Consider the following 20,624-nt stretch of genomic DNA (forward strand, 5'->3'; position numbering starts at 1 on the left):
CCCCGCTCTCCGCCCGCGGGCAGGAGCACCTGGCACGGGTCGTGCCAGGTGCTCTCCCGGTCGCGACCGCGCGAGCCTCCGGTGCCCCGCCGTACGACGGGCAGCGGGGGCTCGCTACGGTTCTGGGTGTGTTTGGACAGAGCGTCGCGGACGAGGTCGGCCATGGCCACCGACATGTGTTCCCCAGGGCTGTCAGGTTCGCCGACATCGACTCGCTGGGTCACGTCAACAACGTGCGGTTCCTCGACTATCTGGAGGACGCGCGGCTGGGGATGTTCCACGTCGATCCCCAACGCGAGGGAAACGCCCCTTTCGCCGGACTGGTGATCGCCCGGCATGAGATCGACTACCGGCGTCCCCTTACCTTCAGGCCCGACCCGGTCCGGGTGGAGTCGTGGGTGACGGAGATCCGTCCGGTACGGTTCACCCTCGCGTACGAGATCCGCGACGATGACGAAGTGTTCGTCAAGGCCCGCTCGGTGATCGTGGCCTACGACGTGGGGAGTGCCTCCCCGCGGCGGCTGAGCCAGGACGAGATCGCCTACCTGCGCAGGTTCGCGATGGACTGAGGCCTTCCCCGGCCTCGACTCGGCAGGTGGCGGACGGGCCGTACCCGCGGACGTCCGCCGCCTGCCGTGAGCCGTCAGACCTCGGGGGCGTACAGCCAGACCGCGCTGTCCGGCAGGAGCAGGTGGCCCTCCACCGGGGCGCTGCCGATCAGGACGCGGTCGTGCGGCGGCAGTCGCACCGGCTGGGAACCACAGTTGATGACGCAGATCAGGGAACCCCGGCTGAAGATGAGGGCGTCCTCGGGGCTCTCCTGCCAGGTGATCTCTTCGGGCAGCGTGCCGCGGAGGTCGCGGCGGACCCGCAGGACCTCCTGGTAGAAGTTCAGCGTCGAGCCGGGATCGCTCGACTGGCGCTCGGCGGAGAGCGCGGCCCACTCGACGGGTTGGGGCAGCCAGGGCCGCGCTCCATCGGGCGAGAAGCCGTACGGTTCGGCCATGCCGGACCAGGGGATGGGGACCCGGCAGCCGTCACGGCCGGGCAGCTCTCCCTTGGAACGGGCGAAGATGGGGTCCTGACGGGCCTCCGGGGGAAGATTCTTCACCTCGGGGAGGCCCAGCTCCTCCCCCTGGTAGAGATATGCGGAGCCCGGTAGGGCGAGCATGGCGAGCAGCGCCGCACGGGCGCGGGCCAGGCCCATGGTGGAGTTGGTCAGGCCGTCGCCGTACCGGGTCACATGGCGGACCACGTCGTGGTTGGAGAGCACCCAGGTGGGAGCGGTCACCGCGGCCAGTGTGTCATCGATGATCTTCTTGAACGCGGGTCCGGACCAGGGGGCCTCCAGCCAGGCGAAATTGAAGCTCTGGTGGAGCTCGTCGGGGCGGAGGTAGAGCGCGAGATCCTCGACGGAGTCGGTCCAGACCTCGCCGACCGCCACCCGCTCGCCGTCGTAGGAGTCGAGCACCTTGCGCCAGGCACGGTAGACCTCGTGTACCTCGGGCCGTCCCCAGATCGGCGACTCGGCCTTGAACGCCTGATCCTGCGGCGGGGTGTCCGGCAGGTCCTCGGCCTTGTACAGGCCCATCGCCACGTCGATCCTGAACCCGTCCACCCCTCGGTCGAGCCAGAACCGCAGCACGTCGAGGAACTCGGTGTGCACCTCGGGGTTGCGCCAGTTGAAGTCAGGTTGTTCCGCAGCGAAGAGATGCAGATACCACTGCCCGTCGGGGGTCCTGGTCCAGGCCGGGCCGCTGAAGGTCGACTGCCAGTTGTTGGGAGGCAGATCACCGCCGTCACGGAAGATGTAGCGATCGCGTCCCTCACCGCGCAGCGCGGCCTGGAACCACTCGTGAGCCGAGGAACTGTGGTTCGGGACGATGTCCACGATCACCCGGAGGCCGAGCCGATGCGCCTCGGCGACGAGCTCGTCGAAATCGGCGAGCGTGCCGAAAAGGGGGTCGACGTCACGATAGTCGGCCACGTCGTAGCCACCGTCGGCCATGGGGGAGCGGTAGAAGGGAGTCAGCCATATCGCGTCCACACCGAGTTCCGCGAGGTACGGCAGGCGCTGCCGGATGCCGGGCAGATCGCCGACGCCGTCTCCGGAGGCGTCGGCGAAGCTGCGAACGTAGATCTCGTAGACGACGGCATCACGCCACCAGGGGGATTCCATGTGCTTTGGACTGCCCCCGCTTGACGAAGTTTATGCGTCAGGGGCGTTGATCATGCTGCTCGCCGCGTACACGAGATAGTCCCAGAGACGTTTCTCCAGGTCCTCGGGGAGCTTCAGGGAGAGCACCGCGTCATGCATGTGCCTGAGCCAGGCGTCGTGCTCGACCGAGCGGATGACGAACGGGTTGTGCCGCATCCGCAGGCGCGGGTGGCCCCGCTGCGCGCTGTAGGTGCTGGGGCCGCCCCAGTACTGGATGAGGAACAGACGCAGCCGCTCTTCGGCCCCGTCGAGATCATCTTCGGGATAAAGCGGCCGTAGCACCGGATCGGCCGCCACTCCTTGGTAGAAGTGGTGCACGAGACGCCTGAAGGTCTCTTCGCCGCCGACGGCGTCGTAGAAGGACTGGGATTCCCCGGGGGTAACGGACACGCCTCCAGCCTAATTGACGTCAGCCGGCGATCGGGATTTCGGCTCGGTCGAGGGCGGACTTGACCCGGACGCGGAGCTCGCGGGCGACCTCGGCCTGCCGGGAGGGGATGGTCTTGACGCTGATCCTGAAGATGACGGCGGTGTCGGAGATCTGCTCGATGCCCCAGACCTGCGGCTCCTCGACGATGATGGAGTCGCGGAAGGCGAGGTCGTTCCATATCTCGTCCGCGACCTGCTTGAGCAGGTCGCGGACCGCGGGGATGTCGGAGGCGTAGGCCACGGGCACGTCGACGGTGGCGCGAGACCAGCCCTGGGACTCGTTGCCGACGCGGGTGATGGTGCCGTTACGGATGTACCAGACCCGGCCGTCGCTGTCGCGCAGGCGGGTGATGCGCAGGGTGACGGCCTCCACGGTGCCGATCGCGGTGCCCGTGTCGATCACGTCGCCCACGCCGTACTGGTCCTCCAGGAGCATGAACATGCCCGCTATGAAGTCCTTGACGAGTTCCTGGGCGCCGAAGCCGACCGCCACGCCCAGAATGCCCACGCTGGTCAGCAGGGGGGCGATGGGGACGGAGAGCCGCTCCAGGACGGTCAGCGCGGCGGTGCCCAGGATGATGATCGAGGCGACCGGCTTGAGCACGGAACCGATGGTCTCGGCCCGCTGCCTGCGCCGCTCGGCCACGATCGCGTCGAGGCCCTCCGGGGTCACCGCCTCCCTGCCGCGTAGCCGCCCCGCCAGGGACGTGCGCTCGGAGGAGGCCTTCCGCACCACCCGGCTGATCAGCCGGTGCGCCACGTTGCGCAGAGCCAGCGCGATGACCACGACCAGCGCGATGGCGATCATGCCCGCGATGGCGGGAGCCGCCCAGCTCACCGGGACGATCATCTGCACGAAGTCGCAGATCATCCCGCCACCGTCCCCGCAGCCCTTTGTCAGACCCGCGCTCATGTCGAGCAGCTCCTCGACCACGACTCCAGGGTCGGGGGTCGAGGTGACGCTCGGGGTCACGCTGGGAGTCAAGCTGGGGGTGGGGCTGGGGACGGGCGTGGGGGAAAGCAGGAACACGGAGTGGATCCCTCTCGGATCGGATCGACGAGTCAAATGGGCGAGTCATGCGACCTACCCATATTGCCGATCGAACCGGCCTCCGTCACATCACGCCGGGGAAGACGGGGACATCCGGATCTGGGGCCGCGGAGGCGGACCCGGATGCCCCGGTGACGGGCGGCCCGGACGGGACACGCACCCGGAAGCGTGTCCCGTGCCGTTTCCGAGGGGGATCCCTCCTACTCACCGCCCGGACGAGAGACCAGGCGGCGGCCTTTGCCTTACGGCAGTTCGTGGGCTTCGGCTCGGGAGAGCCTCCGCGGGAGTTCGCGCCGGTCCGGTCGGCGATCCCTGATGGAAAGCGGGCCGGTCCGGGGATCCGGAGCCGACGGGGTGACCAGCGTCCGAGGACGCTCCGCACCGGTCATCCCGTCGGCTCCGCCGGGCCGTGGTAGGTACGGCGCGTCGGGCGGGTGAAGCCCTCCGCACCGCTCACCTCATTCCCCTACCGCGGCGAGTACGCGTGCGACCTTGGTCGCGGCACCGGCTGGGTCTTCCACCGTGTGCATCCGTTCACCCCAGGACCACCAGTAGTACCAATCCCGGTGGTTGGGGGTGGCCTGTGCTCGGCAGGTGACGTTCTCCGCGAGGCTGGTCGCCTTCGGGTTGATCACACGCACGAACGCACGGCCCGAGTGGGTCCGCACCACACGGGCGTGCAGCCCGCGGCAGTCAAGCTCCGTCACCAGTCGTTCCAGGTGTCGGAAATCGTCTTCACCCACCTCGCCCCTCCTCGTGGTTTCGGTTCGCCGGCACCGAATCGTGTTCGCTCGATCACGCCTTCGGTGCTGCCCGCCAAAGATGACTCACCGCGGCCCCGTGGGTCAATTCAGGGAAAACCCAGTTCAGGGTGGGCGTTGTGCCAAGTAGGTTGAAAGAAACAGTCCGCCGGAGGACGATTCTTAGCCGGTGGCTTTATTAGCGCGTTCCGGATGAGTCAAACGTGGTCCATCATTCTCGGTAGGCACAGTGCGACGAAAAGATCACAGTGTGTCAAGGGAGAGAGGACCGGTCGGGACTAAGTGTGCCAGCCAGCCCAGCTGGCCACGAGAGAGGGGCCGGTATGTCCGGCAGACAGCACAGGGAGACAGAACTAGCACGGCAGGTCCGGGCCCGTGGCCTGGCCGCCGGGAAGTCCTCGGCGCAGATAGCCGAGGAAATCTACGAGAAATGCAATTCGCAATTCGGGACTACACGGGTCAAAGGTCACAGGCTGGCGCACGGCGTCGCCCTCGCGGACGTCATCGAACAGATACGGGCGCTGTTCGAACGCGATGGCAAGTCGGCCCCCGGCATCGGTGAGACGCTCCTGTCCGCGTACGAGAGCGGGCTGAAGCGGCCCGGTCCCGAGTACCTGCACTACCTGTGCTCCGCCTACCGAGTCGAGCCGGCCTCCCTCGGGTACGACGGCCCGTGCATCTGCGGCCACGGCCACAGGATGCCCGGTGTCGTCCGAGGCGATCTCCAGGACGGAAGACCCGACACATCCCCTGATCCGCGCGAGATGCTGATCCAGCCGATCGGCTTGGACCCTTCCGCGGACGGGGGCGAGGAGGACGAGAACGTGTTACGGAGGACACTCTTACAGCTCCTGGCAGGTAGCGGCATCGTGCTGGACGGACAGGTGCTTGGATCGGTGGAGAGCATCCGCAGGAGGATGGACGACACACTGGTCTCGGCCACCGTCTCGCCCGCGATGCTCGACCAGTGGGAGGAATCCACCATCGGCTTCGGCCGCCAGTACATGAACACCCCCCCGCTCAGGCTGCTGTGCGACGTGATGCTGGAGTTCAGCGCGGTGCGCAAGGCCATGGAACGGCGCCAGCCGGTCGACCTGCAGGAACGGTTGTGCCGCATGGCGGCCCAGCTGGCCGGCCTGAGCGGCATGATCATGGTCAATCTCGGCGACCACAGGCTCGCCCGATCCTTCTTCAGGACCGGCAGGACCGCCGCGGACGAGACCGGCGACCGCGCGTTGCGGGCGTGGGTCACGGCCAGGGAGGCTCTGGTCCCGCTCTACTACGGTGACCCGCGTGAGGCGCTCAACCTCGCGAAGAAGAGCCGGGACCTGGCCGGGCAGACGCCCTGTGCGGCCCAGGCCATGGCCCCGGTGGTCGAGGCCCGTGCGCTGGCGATGATGTCGGGCGCGGGCAAGAAGGACGTGGTCGACCAGGCGAAGCGGGCGCTGTCCCGGGCCAGGGCGGCCTTCTCCCAGATGACCGCCGCGGACCAGGATGACGCGACCTTCGGCTACACCGAGCGCCAGCTCTACTTTCACCAGGGAGACGCGCTGGTCAAGCTCGGGCAGGCGATGGAGGCCGACCTCATCCTGGAACAGGCGCTCACCAAGTACGGCCCGACCGACTGGCTCGACCCGACCTTCATCAAGTTCGACCGTGCCCAGTGCAAGATCCTTGAGGGCGATGTGGACGAGGCGCTGGAGATCGCCCAGAGTACGATCTCGGGTCTCGACGAGGCGTGCCGGCCCGACATCCTCATGCAGCGTGCCCACGAGGTGGGCAGGCAGGCCGAGGTGAAGGCTCCGGGGCATCCCAAGCTCAAGGTCTACCTGGAATCGCTGCGCGGCCGCAGCGCGTGGACGGATGACGCGGTGGCCGACGGGGGTGGCAGTTGAGGCCGACGCTTCGGCGTTATCGCTGGTCCGACATCGAATCCGTCTGGGCGCTCCACCAGATATGCCTGGCCCAGGTCGGTCTCGCGCCGGGGGACGGCGTCTACTACGAGGACGACTTCCCCAGGATCCACGAGATCTATCTCGCCGACCGGGGAGAGTTCCTCGTGGGTGAGACGCCCGACGGACGTATTGTCACGATGGGTGGGCTCCGTCGCGTGGACGATCAGACCGCCGAGATGTGCCGCATGCGGGTTCATCCGGAGTTCCAGCGTCGTGGATTCGGTGCCCAGATGGTCGTCGCGCTGGAGGCGCGGGCGATTGAACTCGGCTACGTAAGACTCCGTGGGGATACCACCCTGAGCCAGCCCGCGGCGATGGAGCTCTATCGCAAGTTCGGGTGGCGCGAGATCCGCAGGGAAGAAAGGGGGGGATCTGTGGTGGTTTATGGAGAAAAAGAGCTAATGGTCGCTATGTCCCCCCTAATGCAGTGACTCGAATTTAGACCACTTTGCTACTTGGCATTGCCAATTTCGAAAATATCCGAATACTTGTTCTTCGTGGCTATCGCCGTCCTCGGGTGAGTGCGATGAAAAAGATCATTGTTCACAAATTTGGCGTGTCCAGGCTCGGTGGCATTGCCGGCGCCATCCACAAGGGCTGAGATTCTCACCGGCCGGAAGAATCGTTCCCTGACGACCGCGGCCCTCGATCTTCGAGATCGAGGGCCGTGCTCGATGACCGGCTCACCCCAGCCGGGTGACGCGGGAGACGACCTCCGGCAGGTCCGGGGGCTCCAGGTGGTCGGGAAGATCGGCCATCTCCTCCGTCGAGAACCAGCCGGAGCCCAGGTGGGTGGTGTGCTCTTCGACGCTGAACGACCCCGGGCCCACCGTGGGAGTGCCCTCGAACCTGGCCAGGTAGAACCGTTCGGTCTTGACGTAGTGGACGCCGAGCCAGTGGAAGTCACGGCGTACCGGCACCCAGCGGTCCATGACCGCCGCGCCGGGCAGGCCTGTCTCCTCCGTCAGCTCCCGCCGTGCCGCGTCAAGGGGGGTCTCGCCAGGGTCTATGCCGCCGCCCGGTGGCTCCCACACGCTCCGGCCGCTGACGGTGTCACGCCAGTGCATGAGAAGCACCCGGCCGAAGGAGTCCACACAGATCACCCGGGCGGCGGGCCGGTCGTTCGGCTGAGGGGTGTTCATGGCTCAGGGACGCTATCACCGCCGGATCCCGGCCCGGACAGCTCTCCGCCGGATGCCGACCGACTGGGTGTGGCGCCGGGATCCGCTGTAGTCTGCCCAGGTCAGGTGGAAGCACCTTACGATCCGACCTCTCCAGCTCAAGGGTGAAGGCATGAGTTCCAGGGCCGAGTTTGTGTTGACGCTGTCCTGCCCGGACCGTCCTGGCGTGGTGGCGGCGGTCTCCGGTCTCCTGGCCGGACGGGGCTGTAACATCATCGAGAGCCAGCAGTTCGGTGACGCCGTGACCGAGCGGTTCTTCATGCGGGTGCAGTTCGCCTCTCCGCTGCCCGACGGGGAACTGCGCGAGGCCTTCGCGGCGCTCGCCCCCGAGTTCGGCATGGATTTCAAGCTGCGGGAGGCGTCCGTCAAGCCGCGGGTGCTGGTGATGGTCAGCAAGTTCGGCCACTGCCTGAACGACCTGCTCTACCGGACGCGCTCGGGCCTGCTCGACATCGAGATCGTCGCGGTCGTCTCCAACCATCCGGACCTGCGGCCGCTGACCCAGTCGTACGGCATCGACTACCACCACCTGCCGGTCACTCCCGAGACCAAGGCCAGGCAGGAGGCGGAGGTGCTGACCCTCGTCGACCACTACCGGGCCGACCTGGTGGTGCTCGCCCGCTACATGCAGGTGCTCTCCGAGGATCTCTGTGTCAAGCTCGCGGGCAACGTGATCAATATCCACCACTCGTTCCTGCCGTCGTTCAAGGGCGCCAAGCCCTACCACCAGGCGCACTCCCGCGGCGTGAAGCTGATCGGCGCGACCGCGCACTACGTGACCGCCGACCTCGACGAGGGGCCGATCATCGAGCAGGAGGTCGCCCGGGTCAACCACACCCACTCCGCGGACGACCTCGCCGCCATCGGCCGTGACGTCGAGTGCCAGGCCCTGGCCCGCGCCGTCCGCTGGCACACCGAGCAGCGTGTCCTGCTCGACGGTCACAAGACGATCGTCTTCCCCCGCTAGTGTCCTGCGCCGGGAATCCGCCCGTACGTCCGATGCGGTTCGGCAGTGCCCTCGGCCAGCCGTTTCGAGCCGGAGACCGGCCAAGGTCGCGCCGACGAACTGCCGGCCCGGGACACCCGCCGAAGAACAGGACGGGGAGCCCGCCGGGGCCCTGATCTCCGGCTCGCTCACGATGACCCTCCGAAGCACGCGGCGTCAGGGACCTTCGGCCTTGACCGAAGGGCCGTCCGGCACTGCCGGGCGCGCCCGGCGGTGCGGAAACGTAGGGTCCGGAGGACCGAACTCGGTCCACGCGGCTGCCCTGCATCTGAACGGAAGACCGGCATGCCTGACGGATACGACGTGCTGCTGCGCGACGGCGGCATCGCCCACGTGCGCCCGCTCCGTCCCGCCGATCGCGAGGAACTGCACGAGCTGGTGAACCGCTCGTCGGAGCGCTCGGCATACCTGCGTTTCTTCACCAGTGGCCGCAACACCGCGCACACCTACATCGAACGCATCACCGGTGACAGGTACGACGGACGCGCGCTGGTGGCGGGCCTGCACGGCCGGCTGGTCGCGGTAGCCGAGTACATCCCCATCGAGGACGGCCGCGCCGACCTGGGCATCCTTCTGGACGACGCCGTGCACGGGCATGGCCTGGGCACGCTGCTGCTGGAGCACATCGCCGTGGACGCCGCCGAGCACGGCGTACGCGAACTGGTGGCCGACGTGCTGGCCGAGAATCGGCCGATGATCCGGGTGCTGCGCGACCTGGGCCTGAAGGTGGAGCAGCGCTTTGATGGCGACACGGTGCACGTCAGCATCGCCGCCGAGTCCACTCCCAGGCTGATGGCGGCCATCGAGGTTCGTGACCACGAGGCGGGGCGGGCGTCCCTCGCACGAGTGCTGGCGCCCCGCGCGGTGGCGGTGATCGGCGCGGGCCGCGACGAACACGCTGTCGGGCACAAGGTGCTGCGCAACCTCATCGACGGCGGTTTCCGCGGGCCGATCTATCCCGTCAACCCCAACGCGAGCGAGATCGCCGGGCTGACCTGCCACCCCAAGGTGCCCGGCGGCGTGGATCTGGCGGTGGTGGCGGTGCCTGCCCGACATGTGCTCCAGGTGGCGCGCGACTGCGCGGCGGCGGGGGTGGCCGGGCTGGTGGTGCTGACGTCGGGGTTCGCCGAGGCCGGACAGCGTGCGGCAGAGTCGGAACTACTGCGGGTGTGCCGTACGGCTGGGATGCGGCTCATCGGCCCGAACTGCCTGGGCGTGGTGAACACCGGAGCCCGGCTGAACGCCAGTTTCCTGCCGCACCGGCCCGTCCGGGGCCGTGTGGCGTTGATGTCGCAGTCCGGTGCCGTGGGCGCGGCGTTGCTGGATCGGCTGGACGTGTCGTCGTTCGTGTCGGTCGGCAACAAGGCCGACGTCAGCGGCAACGACCTGCTGGAGTACTGGGAGGACGACGACGACACCGGTGTGATCGCGCTGTATCTGGAGTCGTTCGGCAACCCGCGCAGGTTCGCGCGCATCACCCGCCGGGTCGGCAAGCGCAAGCCGGTGCTGCTGGTCAAGAGCGGCCGCGGCAAGGCCGGAGGCCGGGCGGTGCGCTCGCACACCGCCGCCGCGGCCACCCCGGACGTGGCGGTGGACGCGCTCACTCGGGCCGCCGGCGTGATCCGGCTCGACAGCGTCCCCGAGCTTATCGACACCGCCAAGCTGCTGGCCGCCCAGCCGCTGCCGCGCGGTCGCCGGGTGGCCATCGTGGGCAACTCGGGCGGGCCGCAGGCGATGGCCGCCGACGCCTGCGAAGTCCACGGCCTCGTCGTTCCCGAACTGCCGCCCGGGCTGCTGGGCGCCCGTGCCGCCGCCGCGCTGGGCAATCCGGTCGACCTGACCGCCGATGCCACAGCCGCCGAGATCGGCGCCGCGATCGAGGCCCTGGCCGCCTCACCCGACGTCGACGTGGTCCTCGTCGTCTATACCCCGCCATTCGGCGATGGCCTGGACGCGACCTGCCGGGCCATCGCCGACGCGGCCAAGACAGCGGCCAAGACCATGCTGGCCTGCGTCGTCGGCCACGACGACCTGATCGACGGCCGCGTGCCCGGCTACGCCTTCCCCGAGCAGGCCGTCCAGGCTCTGGCCCACGTGGTGCGCTACGCCGAATGGCGCAGCCGCCCCGTCGAACTTGTTCCGGTACCTCCTCCGGCTGACGAGAAGACCGCCCGGGAGATCGTTCACGCGGAGTTGGAGGCGCGCCCGGATGGTGGCTGGCTGGCACCCGCCGATGCCGCTCGGCTGCTCGGCTGCTACGGCGCGACGCCGGTGAAGTCCGTTGACGTGGACGGCCCTGAGAGCGCCGTCGCGGCGGCCTCCCGCATCGGGCTGCCCGTCGTGCTCAAGGCCACAGGTCCCGTGCACAAGAGCGAGGTCGGCGGGGTCCGGCTCAACCTCCAAACCCTAGATGAGGTACGGCGGGCATATCACGATATGTCAGCACGGATAGGCGCGGAGATGACCGGTGCGATCGTCCAGCGAATGCTGTCCGGAGGCGTGGAGATCATTGTGGGCGGCGTGAACTACTCGATGTTCGGGCCGCTGGTCATGGTCGGCATGGGCGGGGTGATGGCCGATCTGCTGGCCGACCGCGTCTTCCGGGTACCGCCCGTCATCGATGCCATCGACATGATCAACGAGCTGCGCTGCGCTCCGGTGCTGTACGGCTACCGCGGTTCGCCACCCGTCGATGTCCCCGCACTGGCCGATCAAGTCGTACGGATCGGCAGGCTGCTCGAGGATCTGCCGCAGGTGGCCGAACTGGACCTCAATCCGGTCGTGGTCACATCAGGAGGCACAGCCACCGTGGACGCCCGAATCCGGTTGGCGCCCGCCGAGAAGCCGCCCTCGCCGCTACTGCGGCGGCTGCGCTGACCGGCTGACCGGTGGTCAGGCCGTCCGCTGGGCCACGTCGACCAGCCGGCCGGCACAGCCGAATGAGGATCAGCGGGCCGCCGCGGCGCTGAACCACCGGTTCGGGCTCCGCCGGCGACCCTCCGCCGGCTCCACAGCCTGGCAGACATTCGGCCGTCCGTTGACCGACTTTTGGTTCTGTCGCGGGCATTACCCAAGGTGACGGGACGCGGGGAGGTGAGCGATGGTCCGGCTGGGCGATTTCCTGGCACGGTTCCGCCCCTCCGGCGTGCCCGGGGCGGCGGCCCCGGCGGGCGTCCCCGCCGACCAGGTGGCCGACCAGGCCGACGAACTGGCGCCGATCTTTTCGGCACTCGCCGACATCCAGGCCGCGTGCGCGAACGAGCGGGAACACGCCCAACGCCGTGCCGACCACATGCGGGCGCACGCCCACGATCAGGCCGCGGCCATCGTCGCCTCGGCCCACGCGGAGGCGGACGCGGAGCGTGCACGGCTGTCGGCCCTTGCCCGTCAGGACCGCGATCAGGCGACTGAGGAGCTCCTGCGTGAGGCCGTGGCCGCCGCCGAGGGGGTCCGCAGGCGCTCGGCCGCTCGGATGCCGGAGATGGTGGCCCGGGTGACCGACATGGTCAGGTCCCTGGCCGATGAGCGGTCATGACCGCTTCGTGGGCCGCCGGGGCGACACGCGCCAGAGCTCTCGTCCGGCGGAGGGCGGGAAGCGCGGGTGCGCGGCGCATCGCGACATGCGGGTCCGTACACGAGGCGGTGGCTCTGCTGGGTGACACGCCGTACGGGCATGACGTGCGACGTGGGCAGACTCTGGCGGAGGCCCAGTGGGCGGTCCTGGCCACCCTGCTGTGGCATCTGCGCGTGCTGGCCGGCTGGCTGCCTCGGGAGGGAGGGCAGATGATCCGCGTGCTGGCCCGCTGGTTCGAGCTCGCCAACGTGGACGAGCTGATCTGCCGGTTCGCGGGAGGTGAGGCAGAACCCGAGTTCGTCCTGGGCTCGCTGGGCACCGAGTGGCAGAGGCTGCGGCTGTGCGGATCCCTTGCCGAGGTACGGGCGGCGCTGGCCACCTCCTCGTGGGGAGATCCGGGCGGTGCCGACCCCCGCGAGATCCAACTGGACATGCGCCTGGCCTGGGCCCAAGGGGTGGTCGAGACCGTTCCGCGGGCCAGGTCGTGGGCTTTGGGGGCGACGGCCCTGCTGCTCGCCCGTACGCACCTGGCGGAAGGCGCCAGGCTGGCCGAACGAGCGCGGGGGCGCTGCCGGGTACTCGTCGGGGACGGCGCGCTGGACGCGCCCTCGATACGCGAGATGGCCGAGCGGCTTCCCAGGGCGGCGCGCTGGGTGCTGCAGGAGATCGAGGATCCGCGTGAGCTGTCGCGAGGCGAGGAGCGCTGGTGGCAGCGGGTGGAAGACGACGGGCGCGATCTCCTGACCGGGGCGGGCTTCACGGCGGGCCCGGTCCTCGGCTCGGTCGCCGTCCTGGCGGCGGACGCCCGGCGGGTGCGCGCCGCCCTGGAACTGGCCGCGCGGTCGTGACGGCGATGCGCTCACGCGACCGGACCCGCCGGGAACCGGGGCCATGAACTGGCGAGAGGCGCTGCGGCCCGTCCGGATGGAGCGGGTGGCGATCGTCGCCCCCGCCCGTTCGCTGGACGACGTGCTGAGGATCGTGGGGCAGGCGGGGGTCGTGGAGCTGTCCACGCCGCCTGACGCGCCGCTGCCGACGGTCTCGAAGACCGCTGTCGTCCGCGGTGAGGTGGCGGCGCTCGTGGGCTGGACGCCCGCCAAAGTCGTCTCCGAACTGTCGGGCCGGGTGGCGCCCGAGGGCGGGGCCGTGGTGCCGCTCGCCCGTCCCCGGGGCACGGAGGCCCCGTCCCTGCTGCGTTCCGAGGGACTGCGCGGCAACCTGGCCCCGCTCGTCACCACCTACGGGTCGACGCCGTACGCCGACGTCGACCCGACACCCCTGGCCGTCGGCGCGTACGTACTGATGTTCGGCATGATGTTCGGCGACGTCGGGCACGGGCTGTTGCTGCTCGTCGCGGCGGTCGGGCTGTATGGCAAACGTCCGCGATGGCTGTCCCGTTTTCATCGGGCGTGGCCGTTCTTCGTCGGCGCCGGGCTGGCGAGCATGCTCTTCGGCCTGCTCTACGGCGAGTTCTTCGGCCCCACGGGCGTCGTCCCGGTGCTCTGGGTGCGGCCGCTGGCCGACCCGCTCACCCTCCTCGCCGCCGCTCTCGGTGGTGGCGCGCTGCTGCTCGCGGCCGCCTACCTGCTGGGCGTCGTGAACCGGTGGCGGGAGGGCGGCTGGCCGGCCACCCTGTACTCCCCGGCCGGGGTCGCAGGTTCGGCGCTGTTCTTCGGACTGGGGCTCGCCTTGCTCGGGTGGTACGCGAAGCTCGGCTGGCTGACCGTCACCGGTGGCGTGATCGCCGCAGTGGGACTGGTCCTGGCTTTCACCGGGTTCTACGCCGAGGCGGGAGGCGGTGCGAGCGGAACCGCCCAGGCGGCGATCCAGCTCTTCGACGCGGTCGTCCGGTTGTGCGCGAATGTCGCCTCCTTCGCCCGGCTCGCCGCCTTCGGCCTCACCCACACCGCCATCGGATCGATCGTCTGGGGCGCCACCACCGGGCTGTGGGCCACCGCCCCCGCCGCCGCGGCGGCGCTTTTCCTGCTGGGCAACGCGCTGGCGCTGACGATCGAAGGGCTCGTGGCCGGAGTCCAGGCGCTGCGGCTCGAATACTACGAACTGTTCTCCAAGGTCTTCCAAACCGAGGGACGGCCCTTCCGTCCCTGGCACCTGCCGCCGACGTCCAAGGAGGTCGCGCCATGTCCGTCTGGCTGAGGCGAGGGCTGCACACGTTCAACGCGGCCATCGCGCTCGCCTCGGTCATCCTGCTTGTCTGCGCGGCGACCGCGGGCTCCGCCCAGGGGACGGCGGCGGTCAACGCCGCCGCCGGCGGCAACTGGGCGGCCCTGCTCGGCGCGGCCATCGCGGTCGCCGGTTCGGCGATCGGCGCGGGCATAGCCGTCGCCTACACCGGAGCCGCGGCGCTCGCCGCGATGAGCGAGCGGCCCGAACTGTTCGGGCGTGCCATCGTCATCGTCGGCCTGGCCGAAGGGATCGCCATCTACGGGCTCGTCATCGGCATCATCCTCATCGGACGGGCTTGACCGGCCATGGCGACCGTCGCCGTCATCGGTGAGACCGTCCGCGTGACGGGTTTCCGGCTTGCCGGAGTGGTCGTCCTGCCGGCCGACACACCCGATGCCGCCCGTGCGGCATGGACCTGTCTCGGCGACGACGTCGCCGTGGTGATCCTCACCCCGAAGGCGGCCGAGGCCGTCGGCGGGCAGGCCACAGCGAGGTTGACGGTGGTGATGCCGCCGTGACGACCATGCGGGACGCCCTGGCGCCGCTGGCCGAAGCCCTGTCCAGGCAGGTCGAGATCGACACCGCGGAGATAACGGCCGGGGCCGAGGAGGAGGCCGCCGAACTGGTCGCGGCCGCCCGCCGGGAGGCCCGGAGCATCCTCGCCGACGCCCGCGCCGACGGAGCCGCCCAGGCCAGGGCGGATGCGGTCACCGAACGGGTGCACGCCGAGCGCCGAGCCCGCAACACGGAACTCGCCGCTCAGCGGGAGGCCCTGGACGAACTGTGCGCACGGTCGGCCGCCGCGGTCAGGGCACTGCGCGACGACCCCTGTTACCCCGGGCTGCTCGACCGGCTGAGCGCGCTGACCCGCAGCGCCGGAGGGCCGGACCTGGTGGTGAAAGAGCAGCCTGACGGCGGTGTGCTGGCAGAGGGACGCGGCCGACGCGTCGACTGCACGCTCAGCGCGCTGGCCGCACGAGCCGTTGACGCACTCGGAGCGGAGGTGGAGCGGCTGTGGGCACCGTGAGCCGGGTCAACGGCCCCTTGGTCGAAGTCGAGGACCTCACCGGCGCGGCCATGTTCGAGCTGGTCCTGCTCGGACCGCACAGGCTGCCGGGCGAGATCGTCACGCTGAGGGACGGCCGCGCCACAGTGCAGGCGTACGAGTACACCGGTGGGCTGGCCCCAGGCGATCCCGCCGACCGCGGCGGATCTCCCCTCTCGGCTCTGCTGGGGCCTCACCTGCTGGGCGGGGTGTACGACGGTCTGCTCCGGCCTCTCACCGACGCGGGCCCCTGGCTGAACCCGGCTGCGGCCGGGTTCAGCCAGGGGCCCGCGTCCGCCACCCGCTCGTGGCGGTTCACGCCGCTGGTCGAGCAGGGGCGAACAGCGGCGCCGGGCACGGCCATCGGGCGCGTCGAAGACGCGGGCTCGCCGGCTTATCTGGTCCTGTCGCCGGGAGGCGAGGTCTCCGCCATCCGGCAGGCCGGCCACCATCCTGCCGACGCCGTGATCGCGGTCGTCGGCGGAACCGAGGTCCGGCTGACCCGCCGCCGGCCGGTGCGCCGCGCCCTGCCGTACCTGTCGCGGCTGGAGGGGACGGTGCCGCTCACTACCGGGCAGCGGGTCATCGACCTGCTTCTGCCCGTGTGCCTCGGGGGCACCGCGGCCGTGCCCGGCGGGTTCGGCACGGGCAAGACCGTGCTCCTTCAGCAGATCGCCAAGTGGTGTGACGCCGACGTGGTGATCTACATCGGCTGCGGGGAGCGCGGCAACGAGATGGCGGATGTCGTCGCCGAGCTGGCCGAGCTGCCGGACCCACGTACCGGCGGGCGGCTCTCCGACCGGACCGTCGTGATCGCCAACACCTCCAACATGCCGATGATGGCGCGCGAGGCCAGCATCTACACGGGAGTCACGGTCGCCGAGCATTTCCGCGACATGGGTTACGCGGCGGTGGTCATCGCCGACTCGACCTCGCGCTGGGCCGAGGCACGCCGGGAATTCGCCTCCCGCAGCGGAATCCTTCCGGCCGAGGAGGGGTACCCGGCGGATCTCGCCTCCGCTCTCGCCGCGTTCTACGAGCGAGCCGGACGGGTCATCACGCTGGGCGGGGCCACCGGATCGGTGACGATCGTCGGAGCCGTCTCGCCCCCGGGCGGAGATCTGACCGAACCCGTCACAACACAGACGGAGCGGTTCGTGCGAACGTTGTGGGCCCTGGACCGCGACCTCGCCTACGCGCGACACTACCCGGCGATCTCCTGGCGCGACTCCTTCTCTCGCGACGCCGATGCCCTGACCCGTGGTGATCCCGAGAACGCGGCCCGCCGCGCGCGCGTGGGCGGCCTGCTGGCCGAGGCCGACCGGCTGACCGCGCTGGCCGAGTTGGTCGGGGCAGGCGCTCTGCCCGCCCGGGAGCGCATCGGCCTGCTGGCCGGGCGCCTGCTGCGGGAGGGCTTCCTGCGGCAGAGCTCGCTGAGCGCGCTGGACGCGTACTGCCCGCCCGAACGGACCGCCCTCATCGCCGACGCGCTCCTGACGATCCTGGCGCGCTGCCAGGACCTGGTCGAGCACGGAGTGCCCGTCGCCTCGGTCGAGGATCGCGACTTCTCTCCCATCCTGCGGGCGAAGGAGGCGCCGCGGGAAGAAGTCCCGGCACGGCGCGACACCGTGCTGGACGATCTGGAGACGCTGCGGTGACGGTTTGGGCTCCCGTCGAATACACCGGCGTGGCAGAGCTGCGCGGACCGCTCATCGTCGTTCAGGGCACCCGGAACGTCGGCTGGGACGAGTACGCCACGATCGTGCTGGAGTCCGGCGAGCGCAGGCACGGCCTCGTCCTGGACGTCGACCGGGACATCGCCGTCGTCCAGGTCCTGGAGGGCACCGGAGGACTCAGGACCGAGGCGACACGGGTCACCTTCACCGGAAGCCCGCTGCGCGTCCCGGTGGGGGCCGGATGGCAGGGACGCGTCTGCAACGGGCGCGGCCGGCCGCTGGACGGCGGCCCGCCGATCTTCGGTGACGACAGCGCCCCGGTGGCCGGCTTCCCGATGAATCCCACCGTGCGAGAACCTCCCGCCGAACCCGTGATCACCGGAGTCTCCGCCATTGACGCACTGACCACCCTGGTCCGCGGCCAGAAGATCGCCATCTTCGCCGAAAGCGGCCTGCCCCACCTGGAACTCGCCGCTCAGGTGGCCGCCCAGGCCCACACCGGTGGCGCGCCGTTCAACGTCGTCTTCGCCGCCATGGGACTGACCCACGGTGACGCGGCGACCGTGCGCGACATCCTGGAGAGACGTTCGTCGGCCGCGGAACTGACGCTACTGCTCAACCTCGCCGACGACCCCGTGATCGAGCGGCTGCTCACGCCGCGAATAGCGCTGACCGTCGCCGAGCATCTGGCGTTCGTCCTGCGGCGTCACGTTCTCGTCGTACTGGCCGACATGACGAACTACTGCGAGGCGCTGCGCGAGGTCTCCGCGGCCCGTGGCGAGATTCCGGCCCGCCGGGCCTACCCCGGTTACCTCTACAGCGACCTGGCCTCCATCTACGAACGGTGCGGCCGCATCCGGGGACGATCCGGCTCCATCACCGTGCTGCCCGTGCTGAGCATGCCCGCCGGAGACATCACCCATCCCGTGCCCGATCTCACCGGATACATCACCGAAGGCCAGATCCTGCTGGCCCGCGAGGTCACCTCGTACCCGCACATCGACCCGCTGTCGTCCCTCTCCCGCATGATGCGCGCGGGAGTCGGCGCGGGGCGGACCAGGCCCGAGCATCTGGACCTGGCCGCGCAGATCCAGGCAGGACTGTCCCGCGCCCGTCAGGCCGGCGAACTCGCCGACCTGGTGGGGGAGAGCGCGCTGAGCCCGATCGACCGCCGTTACCTGGCCATGGCGGAGGCCTTCCGAACACGCCTGCTGGCCCAGAGGCCCGACGAGGCCCGCACTCTGGAGGAGACCTTCGACCGGGCCTGGGACGTGGTCTCCACGCTGCCGCGGAGCGAACTGCCGATGCTCGGCGAGGAAGCACTGGAAGCCGGATACCGGGGAGAGCCATGAGGCTACGGATCCCACCTGGCCGTGCGGGGCGGATGTGGCTCCGCCGCCGCCTGACCGCGGTCCGGCACGGACTCGACGTACTCGACAGGAAACTGCGGATACTGCGCCGGGAACAGGACCGGCTCTCCCGGAACGCGGCACGGACCCAGGCCGAGTGGTACGTCGCCTGCCGGGCCGCCGACGAATGGCTCCTCCGCGTGACCCGGCTCGGCGGCCAACGGGCCGTGCGCCTGGCGGCCGACGACCGCCTCACCGACGTGCACGTCTACTGGGCCGACGCCGTGGGGACGAGCTATCCGGCCCGGGTCTCCTGCGCGATCCCCGGATTCGACGCCGCGGCGCCCCTCCCGATCACCACGGCTCTCGTTCCCGCCAGGCACGCCTACCGCACCGCCTTGCGCGCCGGGCTGGAACACGCGATCGCCGCGGAGGCCGCACGGATCGTGGCGGCCGAAACAGCCTCGACGAACCGCAGGATCCGCGCCCTCAAAGATCGCCTCCTCCCGCTGCTGGAGGAGGCGCTGGCCGCCGTCGAACTGTCGCTGGACGAGACGGAGCGAGCCGATGCCGACCGCGCGCGCCGCGTCATCGGCTCCGAACCGGGGCTCCCGGACCGGCTGGACCGCGACCACCGATTCAACCGGTGATTCTGGCGCGTGGAGGCTCGGGGATCGCGGCCTGGACCGGTGGTGTGACAGGGGCCTCGAAAGCGAGGCCGGTGCCCTCGATCCCGAATACGGGCAGTTCACGGGGGAGCCGGTCGAGCGAGAGGCCGTGGGTCGCGTCGCGCCCCATGGGAAAGGGGTCCAAGGCCCCACTGAGGCTGGGTCATACGCCCCTGTTGTGAACCGTCACCGCCGCCGCAGGGTGATGGGGAGGGGGAGGTGCATGATGAGGCTCACGAGTCAGTGGGTGATCCTTCGCGTGCGCCGATACTGGCTGGGGCGGAATCCGCTGCGTCGTCGCTCCGATCGGCTGGAGGCGGCAGGTGTGCTCGTCACACTGGTTCTGTTGCTGCTCAGCGTCTGGCCTGCCGTCGTCGTGGGGCGGCTGGTCTACGAGAGGGGCCTGCGGGCTGAGCGAGCCGCTCCTGGCAGCTGCCGGCCGGTGACGGCGACCCTGGTACGGGACGCGCCGGACACCGTTCCCGCCGGGGGCGGGCAGAACGGCGTAAAGCCGGAGTCGCACGCTCCGGCGCGGTGGAGGGCTCCGTCCGGGGAGCAGAAGACGGGCCAGGTGGCCGTGCCCGCGGGCACCAGGGCGGGTACGGCCGTGCGGGTGTGGATCGACGGCCGCGGCGAGCTGACCAGGCCACCGGCGAGCCATACGGGGACGCTGGCGGGCAGCGCGACCGCGGCCTTCCTGGTCGTCGCGGGGTCGGCGGTCACGCTGACGTCGGCCTTTCGGGTGTTCAGATGGTTGCTCGACAGAGGGCGGTACGCGGCGTGGGACGCCTCCTGGGCGGAGGCGTGCGCGCGGTGGCGCCGCCGCAAACCCGACGGGTAGCCCGCCTGGCAGGCAGGTTGACACGGAGTTCGCGGAACAGGCCCCTGCGGCCGGCTCGTCCGGAGCCGCTCGGTCTCCCCAAGTCCACGACGGCGTGCCGAACCTGACACCCAAGAGCAGACCAAGCTGACGAGGTACCACCGGCGCGATGACCGCGAGCCCTGACCGGGGCCGGAACGGCCGGCCCGGCCAGAGCACGCACGTCACCCACCCGGGCGAGGGGAGTGCCGGGCCTGCCCGGCGGGTGGTTCCGGGGGTGAAACGGTCACCTCGGGAGCGGAGCGGTCACGGCTCAGGGATTGTCCCTGGTTATGGTTTTCTGGGGGTTGACCCCGGTGATGTCCTCGGGACGGGAGACACCGTAGGGGCGTCCCTTATCATCGGTTTCGAGCTTCTTGCGGCCTTTTTCGCCTTTATGGGCGATCTTCTCGGCACCGCGGTGCTCACTGATGCCGACCCCGCGGGCGGATCGGGCCTTGGTGTCGGTGGCGGGGACGCCCTTGCGCTCCACGTCGGAGATCACACGCGCGGGGCCCTTGTCGTCCGGCGGGTGTCCGAAGGCCAGGTTGCCGGACCGCACCACCTCCTCGCTCGCGTGGCTCACGCCGGAGGAGCGATCCCGCTCGCTCGGGGCGTCCTTGCCGGGCCTGCCCGGGTGTTCGGATTTGTGTTTCTTGCTCATG

Annotated in this window: 21 protein-coding genes; 15 read left to right on the plus strand and 6 right to left on the minus strand. The window is 70.0% G+C overall.

The features are described 5' to 3' along the window. The first annotated feature begins 128 nt into the window (after nt 1-128). Nucleotides 129-569: an acyl-CoA thioesterase gene (locus ACFQVD_RS43250; RefSeq protein WP_343983542.1), complete on the plus strand. Its 441-nt coding sequence runs from the start codon at nt 129-131 to the stop codon at nt 567-569. A gap of 74 nt (nt 570-643) precedes the next feature. Here ACFQVD_RS43250 and ACFQVD_RS43255 read toward each other — a convergent pair whose 3' ends face one another. The 4 genes from ACFQVD_RS43255 to ACFQVD_RS43270 form a co-directional block, all read right to left on the minus strand. Then, nucleotides 644-2,179 carry a glycoside hydrolase family 13 protein gene (locus ACFQVD_RS43255; RefSeq protein WP_343983539.1) on the minus strand — a complete coding sequence of 512 codons (1,536 nt, stop codon included), beginning with the start codon at nt 2,177-2,179 and terminating at the stop codon, nt 644-646. A gap of 30 nt (nt 2,180-2,209) precedes the next feature. After that, entirely contained in the window at nt 2,210-2,608 is a 399-nt protein-coding gene (locus ACFQVD_RS43260; protein WP_030917961.1) for a globin, read from the minus strand. Between the two features lie 19 nt (nt 2,609-2,627). Continuing rightward, on the minus strand, nt 2,628-3,620 hold the full coding sequence (locus ACFQVD_RS43265) for a mechanosensitive ion channel family protein (protein ID WP_343983533.1): 993 nt from the start codon (nt 3,618-3,620) through the stop codon (nt 2,628-2,630). Between the two features lie 536 nt (nt 3,621-4,156). Continuing rightward, the gene (locus ACFQVD_RS43270) at nt 4,157-4,441 is read right to left on the minus strand and encodes a hypothetical protein (RefSeq protein WP_343983530.1); all 285 of its coding nucleotides are present in this window, start codon (nt 4,439-4,441) and stop codon (nt 4,157-4,159) included. A 341-nt stretch (nt 4,442-4,782) separates the two neighbouring features. Between ACFQVD_RS43270 and ACFQVD_RS43275 the strand changes: the two genes are divergently transcribed. Next, nucleotides 4,783-6,354 (plus strand): XRE family transcriptional regulator, encoded by a 1,572-nt coding sequence (locus ACFQVD_RS43275; protein ID WP_343983527.1) that lies wholly within the window; start codon nt 4,783-4,785, stop codon nt 6,352-6,354. Next, complete coding sequence (locus ACFQVD_RS43280; RefSeq protein ID WP_343983524.1) at nt 6,351-6,845, plus strand: GNAT family N-acetyltransferase; 495 nt, start codon at nt 6,351-6,353, stop codon at nt 6,843-6,845. Before ACFQVD_RS43275 ends, ACFQVD_RS43280 begins: the two co-directional genes overlap by 4 nt. 252 nt (nt 6,846-7,097) lie before the next feature. Here ACFQVD_RS43280 and ACFQVD_RS43285 read toward each other — a convergent pair whose 3' ends face one another. Continuing rightward, nucleotides 7,098-7,556 (minus strand): NUDIX hydrolase, encoded by a 459-nt coding sequence (locus tag ACFQVD_RS43285; RefSeq protein WP_343983520.1) that lies wholly within the window; start codon nt 7,554-7,556, stop codon nt 7,098-7,100. Nucleotides 7,557-7,707: 151 nt separating this feature from the next. Here ACFQVD_RS43285 and purU point away from each other — a divergent pair, with 151 nt between their 5' ends. The 12 genes from purU (at nt 7,708) to ACFQVD_RS43345 (ending at nt 19,941) form a co-directional block, all read left to right on the plus strand. Then, nucleotides 7,708-8,562 (plus strand): formyltetrahydrofolate deformylase, encoded by an 855-nt coding sequence (gene purU / locus ACFQVD_RS43290; RefSeq protein WP_343983517.1) that lies wholly within the window; start codon nt 7,708-7,710, stop codon nt 8,560-8,562. Nucleotides 8,563-8,886: 324 nt separating this feature from the next. Beyond that, nucleotides 8,887-11,478 carry a GNAT family N-acetyltransferase gene (locus tag ACFQVD_RS43295; protein WP_343983513.1) on the plus strand — a complete coding sequence of 864 codons (2,592 nt, stop codon included), beginning with the start codon at nt 8,887-8,889 and terminating at the stop codon, nt 11,476-11,478. 223 nt (nt 11,479-11,701) lie between these two features. Continuing rightward, on the plus strand, nt 11,702-12,136 hold the full coding sequence (locus ACFQVD_RS43300) for a hypothetical protein (RefSeq protein ID WP_343983510.1): 435 nt from the start codon (nt 11,702-11,704) through the stop codon (nt 12,134-12,136). Beyond that, nucleotides 12,133-13,023: a hypothetical protein gene (locus ACFQVD_RS43305; RefSeq protein ID WP_343983507.1), complete on the plus strand. Its 891-nt coding sequence runs from the start codon at nt 12,133-12,135 to the stop codon at nt 13,021-13,023. Before ACFQVD_RS43300 ends, ACFQVD_RS43305 begins: the two co-directional genes overlap by 4 nt. A gap of 43 nt (nt 13,024-13,066) precedes the next feature. Beyond that, nucleotides 13,067-14,332 (plus strand): V-type ATPase 116kDa subunit family protein, encoded by a 1,266-nt coding sequence (locus tag ACFQVD_RS43310; protein WP_343983504.1) that lies wholly within the window; start codon nt 13,067-13,069, stop codon nt 14,330-14,332. Continuing rightward, the gene (locus ACFQVD_RS43315; RefSeq protein WP_343983500.1) at nt 14,317-14,661 is read left to right on the plus strand and encodes an ATP synthase subunit C; all 345 of its coding nucleotides are present in this window, start codon (nt 14,317-14,319) and stop codon (nt 14,659-14,661) included. The genes ACFQVD_RS43310 and ACFQVD_RS43315 overlap by 16 nt, the downstream gene beginning before the upstream one ends. A gap of 6 nt (nt 14,662-14,667) precedes the next feature. Continuing rightward, nucleotides 14,668-14,880: a V-type ATP synthase subunit F gene (locus ACFQVD_RS43320; protein WP_343983497.1), complete on the plus strand. Its 213-nt coding sequence runs from the start codon at nt 14,668-14,670 to the stop codon at nt 14,878-14,880. 5 nt (nt 14,881-14,885) lie between these two features. After that, the gene (locus ACFQVD_RS43325; RefSeq protein WP_343983562.1) at nt 14,886-15,389 is read left to right on the plus strand and encodes a V-type ATP synthase subunit E family protein; all 504 of its coding nucleotides are present in this window, start codon (nt 14,886-14,888) and stop codon (nt 15,387-15,389) included. Further along, nucleotides 15,377-17,065, plus strand: a complete 1,689-nt coding sequence (locus tag ACFQVD_RS43330) for a V-type ATP synthase subunit A (RefSeq protein ID WP_343983494.1) — start codon at nt 15,377-15,379, stop codon at nt 17,063-17,065. The genes ACFQVD_RS43325 and ACFQVD_RS43330 overlap by 13 nt, the downstream gene beginning before the upstream one ends. Further along, nucleotides 17,062-18,435 carry a V-type ATP synthase subunit B gene (locus ACFQVD_RS43335; RefSeq protein ID WP_343983491.1) on the plus strand — a complete coding sequence of 458 codons (1,374 nt, stop codon included), beginning with the start codon at nt 17,062-17,064 and terminating at the stop codon, nt 18,433-18,435. The genes ACFQVD_RS43330 and ACFQVD_RS43335 overlap by 4 nt, the downstream gene beginning before the upstream one ends. Then, nucleotides 18,432-19,082 carry a V-type ATP synthase subunit D gene (locus tag ACFQVD_RS43340; protein WP_343983488.1) on the plus strand — a complete coding sequence of 217 codons (651 nt, stop codon included), beginning with the start codon at nt 18,432-18,434 and terminating at the stop codon, nt 19,080-19,082. Before ACFQVD_RS43335 ends, ACFQVD_RS43340 begins: the two co-directional genes overlap by 4 nt. A 241-nt stretch (nt 19,083-19,323) precedes the next feature. Continuing rightward, nucleotides 19,324-19,941, plus strand: coding sequence for an Rv1733c family protein (locus ACFQVD_RS43345; protein WP_386368835.1), 618 nt, complete (start codon nt 19,324-19,326; stop codon nt 19,939-19,941). Between the two features lie 292 nt (nt 19,942-20,233). On the opposite strand, the gene ACFQVD_RS43350 is transcribed toward ACFQVD_RS43345, so the two are convergent. Continuing rightward, on the minus strand, nt 20,234-20,623 hold the full coding sequence (locus ACFQVD_RS43350; RefSeq protein ID WP_343983481.1) for a hypothetical protein: 390 nt from the start codon (nt 20,621-20,623) through the stop codon (nt 20,234-20,236). Nucleotide 20,624: the final 1 nt, after the last annotated feature.

The sequence above is a fragment of the Streptosporangium amethystogenes subsp. fukuiense genome (genome assembly GCF_042665875.1).
Taxonomy (GTDB): Bacteria; Actinomycetota; Actinomycetes; order Streptosporangiales; family Streptosporangiaceae; genus Streptosporangium; species Streptosporangium fukuiense.